The organism is Altererythrobacter sp. H2 (assembly GCF_035319885.1).
Taxonomy (GTDB): domain Bacteria; phylum Pseudomonadota; class Alphaproteobacteria; order Sphingomonadales; family Sphingomonadaceae; genus 34-65-8.
Genome location: NZ_CP141285.1, coordinates 763,921 through 780,234, shown reverse-complemented (window position 1 = coordinate 780,234; position 16,314 = coordinate 763,921). Strand labels below are relative to the sequence as shown.

Annotated in this window: 11 protein-coding genes and 2 pseudogenes; 5 read left to right on the top strand and 8 right to left on the bottom strand. The window is 58.9% G+C overall.

What is annotated here, in order from left to right; all coding sequences use genetic code 11:
• Positions 1-7 precede the first annotated feature (7 nt).
• Positions 8-1,468: an efflux transporter outer membrane subunit gene (locus U4960_RS03820; RefSeq protein WP_324262266.1), complete on the top strand. Its 1,461-nt coding sequence runs from the start codon at positions 8-10 to the stop codon at positions 1,466-1,468.
• On the opposite strand, the gene U4960_RS03815 is transcribed toward U4960_RS03820, so the two are convergent.
• The 4 genes and pseudogenes from U4960_RS03815 to U4960_RS03800 all read right to left on the bottom strand — a co-directional run.
• Positions 1,398-1,892 carry a hotdog fold thioesterase gene (locus U4960_RS03815; RefSeq protein ID WP_324262265.1) on the bottom strand — a complete coding sequence of 165 codons (495 nt, stop codon included), beginning with the start codon at positions 1,890-1,892 and terminating at the stop codon, positions 1,398-1,400. The genes U4960_RS03820 and U4960_RS03815 overlap by 71 nt on opposite strands.
• Positions 1,889-2,794 (bottom strand): alpha/beta fold hydrolase, encoded by a 906-nt coding sequence (locus U4960_RS03810; protein ID WP_324262264.1) that lies wholly within the window; start codon positions 2,792-2,794, stop codon positions 1,889-1,891. The genes U4960_RS03815 and U4960_RS03810 overlap by 4 nt, the downstream gene beginning before the upstream one ends.
• A 439-nt stretch (positions 2,795-3,233) precedes the next feature.
• A complete protein-coding gene (locus U4960_RS03805) occupies positions 3,234-4,886 on the bottom strand; it encodes a hypothetical protein (protein ID WP_324262263.1) in 1,653 nt (550 codons plus the stop codon).
• A 96-nt stretch (positions 4,887-4,982) separates the two neighbouring features.
• A pseudogene (locus U4960_RS03800) lies at positions 4,983-5,534 on the bottom strand (zincin-like metallopeptidase domain-containing protein); the annotation flags it as partial.
• Between U4960_RS03800 and U4960_RS03795 the strand changes: the two are divergent.
• Positions 5,521-5,811 (top strand): response regulator, encoded by a 291-nt coding sequence (locus U4960_RS03795; RefSeq protein WP_324262262.1) that lies wholly within the window; start codon positions 5,521-5,523, stop codon positions 5,809-5,811. The pseudogene U4960_RS03800 and the gene U4960_RS03795 sit on opposite strands and share 14 nt — an antisense overlap.
• A 268-nt stretch (positions 5,812-6,079) precedes the next feature.
• Here the strand turns inward: U4960_RS03795 and U4960_RS03790 are convergent.
• The 3 genes and pseudogenes from U4960_RS03790 to U4960_RS16040 form a co-directional block, all read right to left on the bottom strand.
• Positions 6,080-6,502, bottom strand: a pseudogene (locus U4960_RS03790) (chromosome partitioning protein ParB); the annotation flags it as partial.
• Between the two features lie 431 nt (positions 6,503-6,933).
• The gene (locus U4960_RS03785; protein ID WP_324262261.1) at positions 6,934-7,884 is read right to left on the bottom strand and encodes an MlaD family protein; all 951 of its coding nucleotides are present in this window, start codon (positions 7,882-7,884) and stop codon (positions 6,934-6,936) included.
• The gene (locus tag U4960_RS16040; protein ID WP_225082872.1) at positions 7,857-8,333 is read right to left on the bottom strand and encodes a MarR family transcriptional regulator; all 477 of its coding nucleotides are present in this window, start codon (positions 8,331-8,333) and stop codon (positions 7,857-7,859) included. The genes U4960_RS03785 and U4960_RS16040 overlap by 28 nt, the downstream gene beginning before the upstream one ends.
• Positions 8,334-8,510: 177 nt before the next feature.
• Here U4960_RS16040 and U4960_RS03775 point away from each other — a divergent pair, with 177 nt between their 5' ends.
• From U4960_RS03775 to U4960_RS03765, 3 genes are read left to right on the top strand one after another with little or no spacing between them, the layout of a single operon-like run.
• Entirely contained in the window at positions 8,511-9,638 is a 1,128-nt protein-coding gene (locus U4960_RS03775) for an HlyD family secretion protein (protein WP_063511170.1), read from the top strand.
• A 3-nt stretch (positions 9,639-9,641) separates the two neighbouring features.
• The gene (locus tag U4960_RS03770) at positions 9,642-11,195 is read left to right on the top strand and encodes a DHA2 family efflux MFS transporter permease subunit (protein WP_063511168.1); all 1,554 of its coding nucleotides are present in this window, start codon (positions 9,642-9,644) and stop codon (positions 11,193-11,195) included.
• 37 nt (positions 11,196-11,232) lie between these two features.
• Positions 11,233-12,720, top strand: coding sequence for an efflux transporter outer membrane subunit (locus U4960_RS03765; RefSeq protein WP_067506500.1), 1,488 nt, complete (start codon positions 11,233-11,235; stop codon positions 12,718-12,720).
• Between the two features lie 440 nt (positions 12,721-13,160).
• Here the strand turns inward: U4960_RS03765 and U4960_RS03760 are convergent, their stop codons facing one another.
• Complete coding sequence (locus tag U4960_RS03760; protein ID WP_269420494.1) at positions 13,161-16,097, bottom strand: TonB-dependent receptor; 2,937 nt, start codon at positions 16,095-16,097, stop codon at positions 13,161-13,163.
• Positions 16,098-16,314: the final 217 nt, after the last annotated feature.

Genomic DNA, 16,314 nt, shown 5'->3' with positions numbered 1-16,314 from the left:
CGAGATTATGCGCCACTTGCTACCTCCGATTATCACTATCGCCTTGCTAGCTGGATGCACGGCTGGGCCCGATTATGCAGGCCCCCCGGAAGTTGTGTCAGCAGACACGGGCGCTCGCTTTGTACGCGCTGGCAGTGACGTGAGCGCATCTGACCCGGCTGTCGCTCAATGGTGGCTGCTGCTCGGCGATACCGAGTTGACGCGGCTGGTGGAGGCTGCGCTGTCCGGCAATCCCACGCTCGCCGCAGCGCAGGCGCGCATTGCTCAGGCACGGGCATCCATCAGGCAAGACCGTGCGGGTCGAATGCCATCGCTTGGGGCACAGGCCACTACCGTGCAGGGCCGGCTTCCTGGTCTCGACCTTCAAGGCGGGGCGCCCCCCCCGTCAGAGCAAACCAATCCTGACGCAGAAACCGATGACTCGCTCAGCTTTTACAATGTGGGCCTTAACGCCAACTGGGAGCTGGAGTTTGCCGGTGGCTCGCGCAGGCGCATTGAAGCCAGCAATGCCCAAGCTGCTGCAACGGTGGCCAATGCAGAGGACGCAAAGGTCCAGTTGACTGCCCAAGTGGCCAGCACCTACGTCAATTTGCGGGAGGCCCAATTCCGCGCAGAGCAATTTGAGGCGCAGATTTCGTTGCAGGAAGAGATCCTGGCGCTGACATACCAACGCTATCAGCGCGGTGCATTGCCGCTTTTCCCGGTAGGCACCGCGAATGCCGAACTGGAGATGCTCAAGTCACAACTTGCCGAAGCTGAAGCGGATATCGCAGTCCTGTCTGATGCACTCGCTATACTGACCGGACAGGTGCCGGGATCAGTTGATGCAGCGCTCACGACTGCGCATTCCATTCCCATGCCGCCAGAGCAGGTCGCGATCGGCGATCCGGCAAGCCTGGTGGCGCGTCGGCCTGACATAAGGGCGGCCGAACGGTCTCTTGCCGCGTCGACGGCGCGGATCGGGGTGGCCGAGGCGGCGCGGTTCCCGAAATTGTCCTTCACGGGGATCCTGGGCCTCGGCGGATCCTCGTTGGACGACGTTGTCGATGTCGGCGATTTCTCCGCACTCGCGATCCCACGCCTCCAGTGGAATTTTCTGGATTTCGGCAGGGTAGACGCTGCGATCGACCAAGCCGGGGCGGCGCGCAACGAAGCAGTCGCCAATTACCAGCAGACGGTGCTTCTGGCACTGCAAGACGCCGAACGTGCCTTGGCTCGCTTCGGCCAGCAGCGTGTGGCGCTCGCTGCCAGTATGCAAATCAAGAAGCAGGCTGACGTCGCGGCGGACCTGAACCGCCAACGTTTTGCCGCAGGAGCGATCTCGAAGGCTGAGCTCAACCGGGCCCTGCGAGAACAGCAGCAGGCCTCAGCAGACCTCGTCCGGGCAAAAGGCGCCCTTACGCTGGCGTGGATTGCGCTGCAGAAGTCGCTGGGCCTTGGGTGGCAAGAGCCTGTTCGAGTTCAATAGTCCCGCCGCGATGATCAATTGATCCTGTTGACGAGAAGTAGGCGCCCCTGCCGCTGGCGACCAACTTGCCGTCGGGCTCGAGAACCCGGGTTTCCGCCACCGAAATCTGTCGCCCGATCTTCACGATCTGTCCGTGAGCAGTGAGAGGTCCTGAGGTTGCAGGACGGTGGTAATCGACATGCAGATCGACCGTCGCTCTCGCCGCGACGCCCCCCGCAAGCAGAGTATAAAGCCCGGTGAGGTCGACCAGTGAAGCCAGGATCCCTCCATGCGCCGACCCAATCATAGGGTTCGACACGATCTCTTCGCGCCATGGCATGGTGATCGCGATTTCCTGGGCGGAGCATGTCGCAATCTCCAGCCCAAGCCATCGGTGAAACGGCGCGATATGCAGCATTTCCTGCAAGCGCTCTCGATCGATCATAGCTCCCTCGTCCCCTGTGGCTGAGCCGTATCGCGAGAGTGATGGCGCCCTAGGAAATCGACGATAGCGGCGGAGAAGGCATCATTCGCATCGCCCACGACCATGTGCGTGGCATCGGCAATATCGGTGTATTCTGCATGGGGGACGAGTTGTCGCAGATGCAAAACGGCCTCTTCGGAAACAAGATCGCTAGAGCCGCCTCGGATGAGGTGAAGCGGAAGCGTGAGATTCGCCGCAGCTTGGCTCAGCATTGCCGATTGACGTTCTTGGCTGTCTGGGTCGCCTTGTCTGGCTGACATTATTTTACGGATAAACACAGGGTCCCAGTGCCAATAGAAGCGCCCATCCGGCTTCTGCCGCAGATAGCTTTTCAGACCATCGCTCGCGCCCCGCCTGGGACGATGCGGCATGTAGCGAGCGATCACGTCGGCCGCCTCCTCTGGTGAGGCGAAGCCGCTATCGACATGCTCTTCCATGAAACCAACCACGCGCATCACACCGCTGGGCTCCATGCGCGGGGCAATGTCGACCAATGTGAGCGAAGCAAAGCTACATGGAGCAAGCTCCCCTTCGGCAATCAGTCCAGCGAGCCCGCCCAGTGAAGCGCCGACCAGCGCTGGCTTCTGGTCCAGGCGCGACGCTGCAGCGACCAGATCCGCCGCGAAGTCGCGCATTTCGTAAGCTCCGCATGGCGACCAATCGCTGTCTCCGTGACCGCGCATGTCGAAGGCGATTGCGCGAAAGCCGGCTTGAGCCAACTCGCTGACCACCCTTCTCCACGCGCGCCGTGTCTGCCCGCCGCCGTGCGCAAGAAGGACGGGTATGGCGTAGGCATCCCCCTCAGCCTCGGCTGTAAGAGAAATCGCGCCTGCGCCCTCAATCGTAAAGGTTTCTCTCGCCATCTCTGGATGGTAGGAAAGGCGCGCTAAATAGTAAACCGATTTAGTTTGTGGCTCTCGGCTCCGTGTTGGCTGTCCTGCAAGGGCGTTTTAACGACGGCAAAGGTCTATACCAAGAGGGGTTTCTCCAGATCATTGTCTAATGCACCGGCTTGCGATTCGGTCAGCAGTCGCTGTCCGCTTAATCCGCTCAAAGATATAAAAGCTGCCTTTCCGCTTCCGGCCGACTAGAGGTCATGCCGCACTTAAGTATTTTACGGCCTGACTTCCCGCGCTGCCGATCCGGCACCAGCGCTGCCCGACCCCAAACCTCCCGAACAAATCACGGCAAACTGTGAGATGACAGTCACATGCGATAGTTCGCCACCCGTGGACGGCCTACGTCTCGCCGCGAAATTCAACACAGCCTACGCATGAAATGAAGCACTGACCGCGCGGTGATTCAGCGGGTCGATTGATCGCTGGGCTGCCGCGCTCCCGACCCATCCCTGTCTTCCCACTCGCCGGTATAGCTGCGCTTTGCCGCACTCCAAGCGCCGCCAATTTTCCCGCCCAGGTAGCGCGCGGGCTTTGACGTCACGCCGGCCAGCGCGCCGCGGGTAGCAAGCTCGAGAACGTTGATGACGGCCCAGACTGATTCCTCGAACGTCACGCCCACGCCGCTTGCCAGTCCCCCCACCGCATCGCCCGTTTCCCGATAGATACTTGCGCCGCGGGCGATGCCTTTGACCAGCCCGATGATGCTGATGAAGCCGAGGCCCGCAAACACCGCATCCAGCGCGGTATCGCTGAAATCGATGATCGGTCCGCCAAGTACCTGCTCGACGCCATCGGTTAGTACTTCATTGGTGTAGCCCCCGTCGATCGAGCCCGTCATTTCCGCTTTCTCCGAGGTAACGATGGTCGGGATATGGTCTGCCACGCTGTTGATATAGCTGGCGCTGTCGGTCGCCTTTATCTGGTATTCGATCCCGTCGATCACGATATCCGTGTCGGGGTGATTGAAATGCTCGAAGCGCACCCCGCCGAAGTCTGCTTCAACAAGCTCTTCGAAATAGGCCCCCTTGGTCAGGGAAACCAATCCGGCCAATTGCTCGCTCGGCATCGTCAGCGTGTCGAGCCAGATGTCCACATCGCTCATGCCCTCGTAATTGCCATTCACATCGCGCAGGGTCGCGAAGATGTCGGACGCTTGCGACAAATCGCCCCAAGCCGACACCGGCACGGACAGCGCCGAGACATAGAGCGCGTTCCTGACGACCCAGTCGCTATCGAAAGCCTCTTCGCGCGATTGCGGAATGGCGGTTAGCGCAACGGTTTCGACATCCCGCGCCCGCCTCTCGACCATAACGGCAAGCTCCGCGAAGCGTTGATCGGCCTCCCGGAATTGCGGTGACTGTTCAAGCGTGCGCAACGCGTCTTCGAGCTCCGCGATCTTCACATCGACTTCGGCAAAGTCCGGGCGCGACCATTGTTTGCGCCATTTAAGGAGACTTTTCGCTATGGCCTCGTCGATCTGCCTTTGCGCTGCCGCTTTCTGTTCGCCGATGGAACGGATCGCATTGCGCAAGGTCCGTTTCGCTCGCAGGAAGGGATCGTCCTCGCGCAGCGCCTCGATCTTCTTGTGCAGGCTGCCGCTCGCCTGTGCGCAAAGCAGCCTGACCGCAGCTTGGCGTTCGAGCCGCACTTCGCGATCCTTGACGCTGGAGAAATGTTCCGAGATTTCGCGGTTGCGCAGATTCAGCAGATAGGCCACCGCGGGTTCGGCCATCGCCCGCGCATCGAGATCGGCACGCAGATCCAGGATCTCCTCCGAGGACTCGGCATGGAGCAGTTCTTGCACGACATGCTCGGCCGCCCCAAAGCGCTCTATCCGGCTGTCAGCCTTGCGCCGGACAAGCGCGGCGGCGCCGCCTGCCGAACCTAGCACAAGCGCAGCGCCGCCCATCCCGAGGGCGACCGAGTCCGTAAAATAAGACGACAGCGAACCCGCAAGAGCGCCTGCCCCTGTGACAAGCGCTCCCGTTGTTAGGAAGGCATAGGTTCTCCCCGCCAAGGCATGACACCTGCGCACTGCTTCGATCGGATTGTTCATTGCGCCCCGCTTCTCATGCATTGCACTGTTTAGCGGATGGTGGCTTATCAAGTAATTATAAGTTCTGCGGACATAATTCGAAACGCTGGTGCGGTGTCAGACGAATGCCGCAGCCTCGCTACCGGCGCCCGAACGCCCTCCGAGCCTAAGGATGAGGCTCGCAGCCTCTTCCGCCTTGGCGGCTGCCATGAGCATGGCTCGATCATCGGATTTCAGGAGCTCGAGCCAATGCGCGATGTAGCTCGCATGATGGTCGAGATGCGCAACCGGCAGACCGAGCTCGGCGCCCAGGATCGCGGCGGACAGCTCGGCCACCAGTTCCTCGGCCGCGTAAGATTCGCTTCCAAATCGGTTCTTGAGATTGCGACCCAGACGTGAGCCATGCCCGGTCCAGTGCGAGAGTTCGTGCGCCAGCGTTGCGTAGTAGTGATCGTAGCCATCGAACAGCGTCGCCGGCGGCATCGTAATCCTGTCCAGGACAGGCTCGTAGTAGGCTTCGGCCCCCTGATGCCGAAGTTCGGCCCCCACGCTTGAAAAGAAAGCGTCGAGCCGCCCTTCCCGTCCCGCAGGCTCGACTGGCTCGAGCTCAGGCTTCGCGCGATACATCTCGGGCAAGCCATCGCACTGGTCGGCGTTGAAGACCGCGTATATCGATCTCCAGCCGGATATCGTCCTGCTGGACCTGATGATGCCCGAAATCGACGGGTTCGAACTGCTCGAAGCTTTCTCGCGTCATGACCGGGCGGAAGAATTCCGGCCGATCCTCGTTCTGACGGCCGATACGACCTTGCAGGCGCGGCGGCGCGCCCTGTCGCTGGGAGCGAAGGATTTCGTGGCGAAACCCTTCGACGTGATCGAGGTCGGCCTTCGCATTGCCAACCTGCTCGAGACACGCATCCTGTATCGACGTCTCAAAGCGTGCTGAAGTTTCCGCTCCGAACGCGCTCCGACGCTCGCACGGGAGCGGTCGTTGCGGTATAGGGCCGCAAGGGAGTGTACCACCGAGATGAGGGCGAGCGACTTTTTTGTGGAGCTATTGGCCGCTTCAAAGGTCGGAACCGGAACTGCAGCTTCCAAAGAAATTGAGCTATAAGCAGACTGACGGCTAACGGCCCAATTCCGGTCAAAATGACATAAGGCGGCCCATCCGAACGGACGGACCGCCAACCGTGTAAGCCGACCTGTCAGGAGGTTCAGGCGGCTTTCTCGGTTACTACCTCTTCGATGTGTCCCGAGAGAGCAGCTGCTTCATCGGCATCAACGGCTTCTTCCCTTGGAGTGCCGAAACGCATGACGGCCGGAACCCAGGCCAGAGCCTGCTCTTTGACGTCGGCCTCGCCGATGAACTCACCTGAAAAGATGCGTTCGGCAGCGGAGGCGAGATCGGCTTTCTTGGAACCCGCATAGCGGCTGACAAGCTCGGGCCCGCCCACAGCATCGAAGGCTTCGAGGATGCGCGCTTTTGGCACGCGATCGAAGAAGTTCGCCGCCGTCGGCCGCCACCAATGCGCCATCTCGATCTCGAGCAGGGAGCCCAGCGCGTCGTGGAGCGGAAGTCCGCGATCACCATCGGTATTGAGGCTCGCAATGAGCGTGCGAGCGACCACGAAGCCGAGTCTCGGTCAGAGGCACGTGCGGGCCTTTTCTCAATGCGGTTTTTGCAAAGCCCGCAAAAGGCCCGCAAAAATGTGCGGAACCCCCGGGAAAACGCGGGACGGTCCGGCACTATCCGAGGGCCAATTCCCTAGGATTTCTGCGGTTTTTATAGACTATTTGGGAGAACGTGAGAAGAACAAATGGTGCCAGAAGAGGCATCACATTCGAACTTCTTTTCCGTTTAATTTCTGATGTTTAGATATTTCGGTCAAGCTGAAAAGCCCGCAAAAGGCCCGCAAAATCCCTCTAATGTATTGGTTCGATGCCTTTTTTAGGACTCGGAATTTCAATTTCAAACTTGACCGCGGAGTAGGTCGTTATCCGCTTTGCGCTCCAATCTCCGCTATTTTACGGGCTGCGCGCTCTGCCCGGAAGCAGTCATCCGTTCGGTTTACTTTAAATCATCGATATTCGTTCCAGCTTCTCTTCTTTTTGGCCGATAGTCTGGGAGGGGAGGATTTGATGTAATTCCCTCAACCTGAATATCTTCGATTTTTTCACTGAGAGGAGCAAGTTCGCGACTAAGTTCGCGAAGGTCCGTTTCACCTTCAACCAAAGAATCTTCGACCGCCGGAATGCCACTCCTTATCTGGGAAAGTTTGTTTTCAGCGTTCTGCACCCCCTCCCTGAATTGGCGAAGGCGTAGTTGCGCGATAGCAGAAGCGCTCCGCCCTGAGATCCGCCGATCTGCATCTCGAAGATTATTTCCCCATCCACCAACCCTTTGCCCTAAGTCTAACAATCTTCTTTTTGTTGAGGCCAATCGTTCGTCCCAACCTTCGGCGTCCGATGCGAGTGCGGCCGTCGTGACTCGAAGCCGGACAAGATCGGAGGTGATCACCCGTTGCTTTTCTGGCTCCAGTCCTTCGTTCAGAGCGCGAATGCTATTTGCCACGGTCTCTACAGTGGCGGTCGCATCCCTCCCCAATAGTCCGGTTTCGTCCGCGGCGGGAATGATCTTTTTTCCTGACTTGTCGGTGTAAATGCCCTCACGACCCCGTCGGCCCTCGAGCACGAGCGCAGCCTCTCCAGTTATCAGATCCGTGCTGATTGTCGCTTCAAGGCCGTGGACTTTCGCCGCAGAAGGATCGAGAGTCAGAACAACGACCACGTTTTCCGGTTCATTTTCCGCCAGACGGACCGATGTTACCTGTCCCACAGGGACTCCCAATAGTGTTACAGTCGATCCCGACTGAAGGCCTTCCACGGAGCGATCAAACTTGATCTGATATGTTTCCTGATTTGGTCTGGGATCGATTAGCCACATCGCGAAAGCGATGGTCGTAAGCATCAGAATGCCAACGATCCACGCCACTAGGGAGAAGTTTGCGTTAGTTTCCATCTAGCACGCCGCCAGCGGTTTGTTCGTCCGGCAGAGGGCCGGTGCAATGAAAGTTCGCGTCCCGCATGCTCCATTCGGTTGTCCGCTATAGAACATGACCGAGGTTCGTCCCCTGGCGCAATCGCCACGAGCGGGGCATCCGGGCGCGTCGAATGTGTTTTGGTTTGAGATCGGCCTAGTCCCAACACGGGCGTGATGCCGCCCCGCCCGTGGCGACCGAATATTGCTATGACTTGCGCAAGCCGCGTCCGGTCACTCAAGCGCGAAGGCGTCATGTCTTCCAGGCCGCTGCTGGAGGATGTGATTTCAAGTCTCCTGGCGATGTCCGTCTGGTTCAGGGCAGGAGCTCTGATGAGCTGCGCCAACACACGCCACTGCGTACGATTGAGGCTCAGCGGCTGTGCTCGGTCATCGAATGCCTTGCGCGCGGCGCGGCTGATCTGGTCCATCATGAAGATCGCTCGATCATCGTGGGTGATGACATTGTCGAGTGCGAGAGTGCCCTCATCTTCTGGCATGAGACATTCCTATCGATCGGAGAAAAATAGTAAAGGACTTTCGCATTTTGTTTTGGCCGCTATATCGCTCGCGCAGCGGCTCAAACGATGGCGAGGAGCGAAATAATCATGGCGGACGAGACAGCAGGGGCTAGCGATGAAGGCGCACGTCCGACGGGGTTGTCCAGTCCGCGGGTCCGGCTGGGTCTGCTGATCGCCGGCATTCTGGTCCTGCTCGCCGGGAGCTACTGGTATTACAATCATCAGACGTACGGCAGATTCCAGCAGTCCACCGACAACGCTTATATTGCCGCCGACAGCGTCATCATCTCCCCCAAAATTGCGGGCTACGTCGAGCGCGTATTAGTGACGGAGAATCAAACGGTCGCGTCGGGCGATGCACTTGTCCAGCTGGACGTGCGAGATTATCGTGCCCAAACGAACCAGGTCGAAGCCCAGATCGCCGCGTCGCTCGCCGGAGCAGATACGGTACGCGCCCAGCAACAAGAGCAGGACGCGGCAATTGCCCAGGCCCGTGCACAGCTCGCAGCAGCATCTGCACAGGCTGGTCTCGCTGCTGAGCAGGTTGTCCGGTACCGCCCCCTTGCCGCTTCGGGAGCGGAGCCGCGCGAGAGGCTCGATCAGCTGGAGGCCCAGGCCAGAGAAGCGCAGGCTCAAGTCGCGGCAGCGCGCGCCGCGCTCACGGCGGCACAGCGCCGACAGAACACGCTTAGCGAGCAGATAGACCAGGCCAATTCGCAAGCCAACGCCGCTCGTGCGCAACTCGAGGCCGCCCGTCTGAACCTGTCATCGACCACGCTCCAGGCCAGTATTTCCGGGCGGGTGGGTGACCTCACGGTCCGACCTGGACAATTTGTCCAGCCTGGCCAACGCCTTATGAGCCTCGTACCGACCGACCGCCTCTACGTGACAGCAAATTTCAAGGAAACGCAGCTCGGACTTGTCCGCCCGGGGCAACCCGTCACCTTGGAAATCGACGCGCTGCCGGACCTCGAGCTATTAGGAAGAGTGGAAAGCATCGCCCCCGGGACCGGGGCAGAATTCTCAATCCTTCCGCCACAGAACGCGACGGGTAATTTCACCAAGATCGTTCAGCGCGTCCCGGTGCGCATATCCATTCAGGCTTCGCCCGAGATCCTGCGTCTGCTGGTGCCGGGCATGTCTGTTGTCGCGAGTGTCGATACGCGCGCCGCTAGAGACCAACTCGATTCGATCCGCAACGCGGCCGGAGACTGACCGATGGCAGGCGCCGCTGCAGCGGTTTCGCCGCCGGTCGAAAAGGCCGATGCTACGGCCTGGATCGCCGTAGCCGCCGGTGCGCTGGGGGCGATGCTGGCAACGCTTGACATCTCGATCGTCAATTCGGCGCTGCCGACGATCCAGGGGGAAATCGGCGCGACCGGAACCGAAGGCACCTGGATCGCGACAGCCTTCCTTGTTGCCGAGATCATCATCATCCCTCTGAGCGCGTGGCTGGAAAGACTGCTCGGCCTTCGCACGCTGCTCATCGTCGCGGTTTCTGCCTTCACGGCCTTTTCGGTGTTGTGCGGCATTGCCACCGATCTGACGACGATGATCATCGGTCGCACCGGTCAAGGGTTCATGGGCGGCGCGCTTATTCCAACCGCCATGACCATCGTCGCAAAGCGACTGCCTCCATCGCAACAGCCGATTGGCATGGCGCTCTTCGGAATGACCGTGGTTCTTGGGCCGGTAATGGGCCCGTTGGTGGGGGGCTGGCTTACCGAGAACCTGAGCTGGCACTACGCCTTCTTCGTCAACGTGCCCGTCTGCGCGTTGCTCCTTGCTTTACTATTCATCGGGTTACCCCATGAAAAGCCCGACTGGGTTTACCTGCGCGAGGCTGATTGGGCGGGAATAGCTGGTATGATCCTTGGGTTGGGTGGGCTGACCATCGTTCTGGAAGAAGGCCACCGTGAGGAGTGGTTCGATTCCACGCTGATCGTCCAGCTCACACTGATGACGGTCGTGGGTTTTGCACTTCTGACCTACGGACAGCTTTACGCGCGCAAACCCGTGCTCAAATTGCGCCTGATGCTCAGCAGGCAGTTTGCCAGCGTCGTGGTGATGGCACTGGCGCTTGGCATGGTCATGTATGGCTCGACCTACGTGATCCCGCAATTTCTCGCGATAATTTCCGATTATAATGCCTTGCAGACCGGACTTGTGATCTTCTGGATGGGCGTTCCGGCTTTCCTGTTGATGCCCGTTCTCCCGTTCATGATCCGCAGGATTCACATCCGCATTGCGGTCGGCGCGGGCATGTTCATCATGGCGCTAAGCTGTTTCGTCAGCATAAATCTGACAGCGGAATCGGGAGGTGGAGTGTTCACCGAAAGCCAGTTCCTGCGCGGCATCGGCATGATCCTCACGATGATGTTCCTCAACCAGGCGACGGTAGCTTCGGTTGCCAAGGAGGATGCCGGCGATGCTTCGGGCATCTTCAACGCGGCGCGAAACCTAGGGGGCTCTTTCGCGCTCGCCGGGCTTGCTTCGTTCCAGGACCAGCGCCTGTGGCATCATAGTCGGCGGATGGAAGAAACTCTCAACGCCAACAGCCCCCGGCTACAGGAATACCTGGACACCATGACGGCGTCGTTGGGCAATCCACAGGCCGCGCTGGAGATGCTTTCCGGCATCATTCAGCGCGATGCGTTCGTGATGACCTACAACGATGTCTTTTTCGCCATGGGCGCGATTACCCTGGTCACGGTGCCGCTGGTACTGTTCCTCAAGCCTCTCCCGAAGAACTTATCCCTTTCGATGCACTGAGAACTCTATGCGCAAGACCCTAACCCTCCTCGCTCCCATGGCGCTCCTCGCGGGTTGCATGTCCGGTCCCGACTATGCCGGCCCCCCGCAACTTGCGACCGACGCAGGCAATGCGTTCGTACGGGCCGGCCCCGAAATCGATCCGTTGGCGCCGATTGCCGGCGACTGGTGGACGCTGCTCGGCGATCCGGTTCTCAATGAACTGGAGGCGCGTGCGCTGGCCGGCAATCCGGGCGTGGCCGCAGCGCGCGCTCGCATCGAACAGGCAAGGGCTTCTGTCCGCCAGGAGCGCGCCAACCGGCTACCCGCCGTGGCTGCGCAGGCGACTGCGGTCCAGGCGAATATCCCAGGGCTAGATATCGGCAGCGGCCCGCCCCCGGGATCGCCCGGCGCTCCTGCAGACACCGAAGAGCAGGACAGCCTCAGCGTCTACAACCTCGGGCTCAACGCAAACTGGGAGATCGATTTCGCTGGGGGGCAGGCACGGCGTGTCGAGGCCATTAACGCTCAGGCTGCGGCCTCGGTGGCGAACGCCGAGGATGCGAAAGTCCAGCTCGCCGCCGAAATCGCGCGGGCGTATGTGAGCCTGCGAGAAGCGCAAGGGCGGCTCGAGCTTGTCCAGCGAGAGCGCGACTTGCAGCAGCAAATTCTCGAATTGACCTATCAGCGCTATACACAGGGCGCTCTCGCGCTGTTCCCGGTCGGTAACGCGAACGCCGAGCTCGAACTGCTCAAGTCGCAGATCGCGGAAGCTCAAGCGGACATCGATGTATTCAAAGACACGCTCGCGGTGCTGACGGGCGAAGCGCCCGGCGCACTCGACGGGCTCCTGGCGGCTCAGGCCGAAATTCCGCTTCCCCCCGAACGGGTCGCGGTGGGCGATCCCGCAGCGCTAATAGCGCGGCGGCCGGATGTTCGAGCCGCCGAACGCATGCTGGCCGCGGCGAATGCGCGCATTGGCGTGGCAGAGGCTGCTCGCTTCCCCAAGATTTCCTTCATGGGGATTCTCGGTTTGGGCGGATCGGAGCCCGACGACATCCTGGACCCGGGCAACTTATCGGCAATCGCTTTGCCGCGGCTACAGTGGAACCTGCTTGATTTCGGCCGCACGGCAGCATCGATCGATCAGGCCGAGAGTGCGCGCGACGAGGCCGAAGCGCGTTATGTTGAAGTGGTCCTTGGCGCACTGCGCGACGCCGAACAATCGCTTGCCCGGTTCGGGCAACAAAGAGCCAACGTAGCCGCGCTGGCGCAGATCAGTCGACAGGCCGACACGGCTGCGGAGCTTAACGAGCAACGCCGCGCCGCGGGGGTAATCTCGCAAGGCGAACTCAACACTTCGATCCGCAAGCGCGAACAGGCCAGAGCAAATCTCGATCGGGCGATCGCCGCCATGACAAATGGCTGGATCGCGATCCAGAAGTCGCTTGGGTTGGGATGGGTCGAATTGTCTCGCGACAATCGCACGTCGGTTGAGCCTGCTCCGGTCGATCGAAAATCAGTTATGAAACCTGAACAGAGTTAGGATAAGTTTTCTCAGAAGTCTGCCCCGCAGCCCCTTCCAACTTTTCCTAACGCGTCAGCACCTCGTGCACTGCGACCCAATCTTGGATCATAGGGGTCAGCATGTTTCCGCCTTTCGCAGAGTGCGTTTGCCAGTATCACCATCGGATATCCCGATTGCACTATTCGGTGACTCTTCATTGTCGTTTCTATGTAAGGCCTTAAGCTTTCCGCGAGCATCTCGTAGCGACATCAACGAGCGATCGTACAGGCATTTCGAGTGCAGCTCGCATTTGGCCGGTTCGATGACCGCCTCGTCGGTAGGCTTACGAGGCGGTCATCGAGCATTACGCCGCTCTGGAAAAGCTATAAAGTCATGGGTCGAAATACGAACTAGCTGGCACTGTCCTTTCGGGTCGTTGGGAGGACCACCGATCTCCCCGCCAACACGATCTGGACCTGTTAGAAACTGAACCCCAAAGCAACACCATATCTACGAGGATCCAAAGTGTAGATATTGGTAAAATTCCCCGAGGATGCGTCGGTCAAGTACAATCCTGTCACCGAGCTGCTGTCGAAAATGTTCTGAACAAATCCGCGCACGAACCAACGCTCATCCGCACTGTTCAACTGCACGATCGCGTTGGCTTGCACGAATGGCTCGATCCGGTTGACCCTGCCGTTAAAGATATTGCCGTATTGCTCACCAGTCAGCGCTACGTCCACGCGAGGAACCAGAGTCATGCCATTGTCGAAAGTGGCGGTGTACTGCACACCCATCGAAACCTTCATTTCGGGGGCCTGCGGCAACTTGTTCCCTTTTAAGTTGACCTCTACGCCAGGGCTTAATACCGCAAGGCCGCTGCCCGCCGGAACGGCTCCGGCCAAGACATCGCAAATGCTGAATGCGCCGCTTGACGCAAGATTGCCGTCATTAGGAAATTCTTCGGGACCACGAAGACCCAGAGCTGCGTTCACTCCGGCGACGAATGCGTCGGCCACGCCGGGGGCTGGCCCGGTTACGGCACAATTAGCACCGTTGCTGATATCCTTGATGATGACGGCATCAGGATCGCCGCCACCCGGGTCGCGCGGATTGGAGAAGAACTGGTCGCCGGCAACTTCCGCGTTGAGATAACTGAACGTCAAGTTGACAAGCCAATCGGGATCGGGCCGGATAACGGACTCTAGTTCCACACCCCAGATATCGGCATCGATAGTATCATTAACTGAGGTACGGGCGACGATGCGGCTAAGCTGCAACCCGCTATACTTATAGTAGAATGCAGTAGCGTTTAATTGCAGTGCGCCATTCGCAAAGGTATTTTTCGATCCGATTTCAAATGCGTCGATGGTTTCTGATCCGAAGCTTTCAGCCACATCGAAAACGGGCGAAAGGGGCGGGTTGATACCCCCGGATTTATAGCCCCTGGCATAAGATGCGTAAATCGAATTGTCAGGCGTAACTTCGTAGTCGAGCACCGCACGCCCGGTTATTTCATCGAAACCTACTTCTCTAAATTGCGTCAGCTGCTCACCTGGCGTACCAGGATCGGCATCAAAAAGACCAGAGGGACCGGTTAAGGGAGTGATCGGGCTGTCGAACGGCTCCCCGTCATTCGCGTAAGGATTGAGGAAGCTAATCAAGGTCGTGCGCGCAGTCACGTCTTTCTTGTCGTCGTTATACCGCAAACCTCCGGTGAAGGTCAGACGCTCGGTCAGGTCGACGTAGATCTCCCCGAACACACCGAAGCTCTCAAGATTAGCCTCGAGAGAATTGTTGCGGTACATGGATGTTGCGAAGTAGGATGGCGGTGCACCGCCTGCCAAAGTACCAAACGATCCCAGAATGGCACTGGCGTAGTCAAGCGCGAATGAGTTTACATAGTAACTGTTGTCGGTAGTCTTGGACTTTGCATAGATCCCTCCGAGCAGGAAATTGAATGCTCCGTCGAAATCACTGGAAAGGAGGATTTCGCCGCTCCAGGATTCGCGTTGCTCTGAAGACCTGTCGAAGGATAGCGGCGTTTCGCCGCACAATACATTACCTTCGAACGCGCCCCTGTTCCCATCATCGTTATCGGAGGTGCACAATAAGCCCCCTGGGCCATTGGGGATGAGAGCCTCCACAATCGGGGTAAAATACGCCGACGAACCTGGCACGAACGCCGGTGCAGGTGCGGGGAGGCCGGTAGGCAAACCGTTGGCCGCGAAGCCGGACAACACGTTCAAGGCCGTAGCAAAGCCGGTACGATCCTGAATGCCCAGAAAGTAGTCCTGCCGGGAATCGACTTCGGTGTCCTGATAAAGACCGGTTGCAGTCAGTGTCATAGCTCCGATGCGCTGCTCGAGACGGGCCTGTAGCTGCACTTCATCGGCAAAATAGAATGGAGTATACGCCGTGTTTACCGTGCGCACATCGTCGGGCTTATCGAATCCTGCAAATGCATCGGGGCCGTACAGGCTTCCCAATCCCAGTACTGAGGGAATTCCCTGAATAGCGAAGAACTCTTGCGAACTGAGCGTTGCGCCGACTGTGGAATTGGCATTGGTGATGTCAAAGTCGCGGCGATTGTTCAGACAACCCAGCACGCCGAGCGGGTCACGCTGGCAGGCCTGCTTTTGATTACGTAAACGGGTGTCATCTTCCCTGAAATAATATGCCATGAAGTCGAGAGTGGTATCGGCACCGGGTTCAAAACGAAGAGAACCACGAACAGCGTACATGTCTCGGTCGTCGACATCCGAATTGTCGAAAAGGTTTGTGGTGTAACCGTCGCGATTCAGAAAGAATCCGGCTACCCGAACGCCGATAGAATCGCCGATCGGGACATTGACCATCCCTTCGGCCTTGATGCTGTTGTAATTCCCATACTCGAACTCTCCGGCCGCGCCGAAAGAACCGAGGTCAGGCTTGGCTGTCACAAGGTTGACAACACCCGAGGTAGCGTTGCGGCCGAAGAGGGTGCCCTGCGGCCCCCGTAGGACCTCAATTCGCTCAAGGTCAAAATATTCTGTTTCGAACAGCCGGGTACCAAAAAGAGGGGAACCATTGATATGGATAGCCGTCGCTGCGTCACACGTCACACCAACACAAAGATCGCCGATACCACGGATGGTGAAGGACGACCCGGTGAAGTTGCCCTTCGAAAATGAGACGTTCGGGAGCGTCAATTGAAGGTCAGCAGCGTTCTCGATCTGCTGGCTTTCGAGAGCCGTAGCATCGAAGGCACTGACCGCGATCGGCACCTCTTGCAGACTTTGAGATTGGCGTTGGGCCGTCACGATGATTACGGATCCTTGGGGTTCCGCCTCATCAGTTGTGGAATCCTGCGCTAAAGCCATCTGCGGCCAAGCCAAGATGGCCGAAGTGGCGAGCACCATCGCTCTCAGTGTCATATAGCATCCCTTCCCATCTCTTCAGTGCGACGATAATTGGCTCCGCCGCTTACTGCAAAATGGGGCGACCTCGAGGGTCGCCCCTTAGTCTGTGGAGAGGAGAGGGAGAGAATTAGCCCAATCCCCGTCCATGGGCATATACATCCGCGTGATATTAGTAAAGCGCCTTATCTTTTGACCCCATGGGCCACGATCCAGATCGCACGCGGAGTGAACG

Excerpts from the sequence above, each read along its gene's own strand:
- U4960_RS03820 (WP_324262266.1), top strand. The coding sequence starts at position 8 with ATGCGCCACTTGCTACCTCCGATTATCACTATCGCCTTGCTAGCTGGA.
- U4960_RS03815 (WP_324262265.1), bottom strand. The coding sequence starts at position 1,892 with ATGATCGATCGAGAGCGCTTGCAGGAAATGCTGCATATCGCGCCGTTT.
- U4960_RS03810 (WP_324262264.1), bottom strand. The coding sequence starts at position 2,794 with ATGGCGAGAGAAACCTTTACGATTGAGGGCGCAGGCGCGATTTCTCTT.
- U4960_RS03805 (WP_324262263.1), bottom strand. The coding sequence starts at position 4,886 with ATGAACAATCCGATCGAAGCAGTGCGCAGGTGTCATGCCTTGGCGGGG.
- U4960_RS03785 (WP_324262261.1), bottom strand. The coding sequence starts at position 7,884 with ATGGAAACTAACGCAAACTTCTCCCTAGTGGCGTGGATCGTTGGCATT.
- U4960_RS16040 (WP_225082872.1), bottom strand. The coding sequence starts at position 8,333 with ATGGACCAGATCAGCCGCGCCGCGCGCAAGGCATTCGATGACCGAGCA.
- U4960_RS03775 (WP_063511170.1), top strand. The coding sequence starts at position 8,511 with ATGGCGGACGAGACAGCAGGGGCTAGCGATGAAGGCGCACGTCCGACG.
- U4960_RS03770 (WP_063511168.1), top strand. The coding sequence starts at position 9,642 with ATGGCAGGCGCCGCTGCAGCGGTTTCGCCGCCGGTCGAAAAGGCCGAT.
- U4960_RS03765 (WP_067506500.1), top strand. The coding sequence starts at position 11,233 with ATGGCGCTCCTCGCGGGTTGCATGTCCGGTCCCGACTATGCCGGCCCC.
- U4960_RS03760 (WP_269420494.1), bottom strand. The coding sequence starts at position 16,097 with ATGACACTGAGAGCGATGGTGCTCGCCACTTCGGCCATCTTGGCTTGG.